This is a genomic window from Rhodoplanes elegans (assembly GCF_016653355.1).
GTDB classification, from domain to species: Bacteria; Pseudomonadota; Alphaproteobacteria; order Rhizobiales; family Xanthobacteraceae; genus Rhodoplanes; species Rhodoplanes elegans.
On sequence record NZ_NHSK01000167.1, the window covers coordinates 1 to 2,681 of the forward strand.

The window sequence follows — 2,681 nt, forward strand, 5'->3', positions numbered from 1 at the left end:
CGCCGAATCCGCCCAGGCGACCGCGCGGCGCCTGCAGGAGCAGGACGCGACCGCGCAGGAGCGACATCGTGAGCTGCAATCCGAGATCGAGATCTTGCGCGCCGCCGGTCGCCCGGGCGGCGCGGCCCGCAAGAGCGGCGGCCCTGGTCTGCTCGATGGTCGCTGCGATCTCACCGATCGCGGGGTGCGGTTCTTCTCCCGCTAGGGAGCCGCCGGCCGTCAGCATCCCGCCGGCGCCGGCCTATCTGCAGCCCGTGCCGGTGCTGCCGCCGCGCAAGGGCGAGTCGGTGCTCGCCGTGGCGGAGCGCGAGCAGACGGCGCGAAAGCGCGCCAACACCATCATCGGCGCCGCGCGGCGCGACTGGGAATGCCTGCGGGCCGGCTTCGCCGGCGCCGACACGGGCGACGCATGCGAGGGCGTGAAGTGACACTCGACACCGTTCTGCTCGCTTTGTCGGGCCCGGCCGTGGCACTGGCGAGCTTCGCCTACACGGTCGTCACCCAGCGCAAGAAGGCCTCGGCCGACGCGCTCGCGGCGATCAGCGCCCGTGTGAGCGCGGTCGAGACGCGCACGACGCAGATCGAGGGCCAGATCGAGAACCTGCCGAACCGCGAGGCGACGCATCGGTTGGAGCTGGCGCTCTCCGATATGCGCGGCGACCTGAAGGCGCTCACCGAGCGGATCGGCCCGATGGCGGCGACCTCGATGCGGCTCCAGGAGTATCTGCTCGAGCAGGCGAAGTGACATGACGACGATGGACCGCATCATTCGCGAGGAGGCCCGCCTCATCATCCTGCGGACGCTCGGCGAGCAGATCGACGAGCGGCTGAACTCGGAAATGCTGCGCGTCTCGCTGGAGACCTTCGGGATCGCGCGGCCGCGCGCGTGGGTGCACGGCGAGCTGGCGTATCTCGGCGAGATGGGCGCCGTGACGATCGTCGACGTCGGCTCCGTGAAGGTCGCGACCCTCACCGAGACCGGCCGGCGTCATCTCGATCGCACGATCGCGATCGAAGGCGTCAAGCGGCCGTCACGGCCGGAGGCGTGAGATGGCGCGGGGCCGTGGCCAGCTCTCGAAACTCGACCGTCTGCCCGACTGGGCCGACGAGGCCAAGATGTGGGCGTTCCGGGAGCTGAAAGCAAACAAGCGGACAGCGCTCGACATCCTGGAGGAGTTCAACGCTCGCCTGCGCGCCGCGGCCCTCATGGAAGGCGTCATGGACCCGCCGCAGGTCTCGCGCAGTGCCTTCGGCCGGGCGTCCATGCGGCTCTCCGTGCTCGGCGCCCGGCTCGCCGAAGCGAAGGAGATCGCCGCCGCTCTGGCGCCGAAATTCGAGGAAGCCGGCGACGACAGCCTGACGCTCCTGATCTCCGAGAGCATCAAGATGCTGGCGCACGAGATGCTCTCGAACGCCGGCGAGTTGGAAGCCGACGGCAGCACCGCGCAGATGCTCATGTTCACGGGCCGCGCCCTGGAGCACGCCGAGAAGGCCAAGCGCATCTCGTCCGAGACGCGGCGCAAGATCGAGACCGAGTTCCAGGCTAAGGCCGCGAAGGCGGTCGATGCGGTCGCGGCCAGCAAGGGGCTGTCGGCCGAGACGGTGGAGAGCATCAAGGCGAAGATTCTCGGGGTGACCCGACCCGTGTACAAGAGCATTGCGGGAGGGACTTAAGATGAAGATCCGAGCCCATGGTTCAAGTCTGTGCTTCCTGGCCGTTGCTAGGAAACGGATTCGGAAATTTCTCAACATTTGTATTTCGAACCGCTTCTCCGACATGGCTGTTGAAGAAGCTATTAGCTGGCTTGAGCGAGCGTTCCCGCGCCTGAACAGCCTTGCATTCCGTACTGCGGTCTCGTTTGGGCTTTGGGCCGGCGCAAATCAGTTTATGAAGGAGAAGATGGGCGACGACCGAGCTGAGTGGGACATTGTCGCTGGTTATCGGTCAGACGTCGTATTAATGGCAGTAATTCGAATCTACGCGTTACTTGATAGTGATTTCAGCAAGGTTAGCTATCAGGGAGTGAACCGACTGTTGAAGCGCGACGAGGTCGTAGAAGCGCTCGTGAAAAAATCCATTGCCCGTCCAGACGTGCTGTTTCCTGAGAGAACCGAAGCAGAGGCGCGTAGCGCTATCGTCGGCTTCCGTGCTGAATACGCCAAGATCGATTGGAAAGTGCACGGTCGGTTGGTGCACTTCCGGAATCTCGGCGTTGCGCATCTGACATACGAGGAATTCAGCACGAGACTGACCTATAACGAATTGGAGACGCTCGTTGGCGCGATCGTTCGGATTGCAGAGAGGCTGAGCGTTTTCTTGGGGCCGGACGTGCCGGCCGCGAAGCGCGAAGACGTCGAGAACTATGCGGAGACAGCGGCAGACGTTTGGCGGACTGCAAAAAGGCAGTTTGATGCCGACGACGAGATCCCGTGAAGGAATGGCGGCCACATCGAGCGACGAGCAAGTGAGGTCTTGATGAAGGCGCTGGCGTCGACCGAGGACTGGGCCAGGCACCGCCACGAGACGTCGAGCGAGCTGCCGCCTGCGCTCGCCGGCGAAAGCCTGCCGGCCGTGCTGCTGCCGTATCAGCGCGAGCTGCTGGCCGCCACCTCGAAGACGCAGCTCGTCGTCGTCGACAAGTCGCGCCGCATCGGAGCGACCTGGGGGATCGGGGCCGACG

At 65.2% G+C, this 2,681-nt stretch carries 6 protein-coding genes and 1 pseudogene; all 7 read left to right on the forward strand.

From position 1 onward, the window contains the following. A partial coding sequence (locus CCR97_RS31405; RefSeq protein ID WP_207199540.1) for a hypothetical protein occupies positions 1–205 on the forward strand: 205 nt, incomplete at its 5' end. Then, the gene (locus CCR97_RS21030) at positions 156–428 is read left to right on the forward strand and encodes a hypothetical protein (protein WP_207199541.1); all 273 of its coding nucleotides are present in this window, start codon (positions 156–158) and stop codon (positions 426–428) included. The genes CCR97_RS31405 and CCR97_RS21030, both read left to right, overlap by 50 nt. Next, positions 425–745 carry a DUF2730 family protein gene (locus tag CCR97_RS21035; protein WP_170145913.1) on the forward strand — a complete coding sequence of 107 codons (321 nt, stop codon included), beginning with the start codon at positions 425–427 and terminating at the stop codon, positions 743–745. The genes CCR97_RS21030 and CCR97_RS21035 overlap by 4 nt, the downstream gene beginning before the upstream one ends. A 1-nt stretch (position 746) precedes the next feature. After that, on the forward strand, positions 747–1,049 hold the full coding sequence (locus CCR97_RS21040) for a VpaChn25_0724 family phage protein (RefSeq protein ID WP_244670592.1): 303 nt from the start codon (positions 747–749) through the stop codon (positions 1,047–1,049). A 1-nt stretch (position 1,050) separates the two neighbouring features. Further along, positions 1,051–1,674: a phage protein Gp27 family protein gene (locus CCR97_RS21045; protein ID WP_111358098.1), complete on the forward strand. Its 624-nt coding sequence runs from the start codon at positions 1,051–1,053 to the stop codon at positions 1,672–1,674. 1 nt (position 1,675) lies between these two features. After that, positions 1,676–2,434 (forward strand): hypothetical protein, encoded by a 759-nt coding sequence (locus CCR97_RS21050; protein ID WP_146618788.1) that lies wholly within the window; start codon positions 1,676–1,678, stop codon positions 2,432–2,434. A 42-nt stretch (positions 2,435–2,476) separates the two neighbouring features. Then, positions 2,477–2,681, forward strand: a pseudogene (locus tag CCR97_RS21055) (hypothetical protein); the annotation flags it as partial.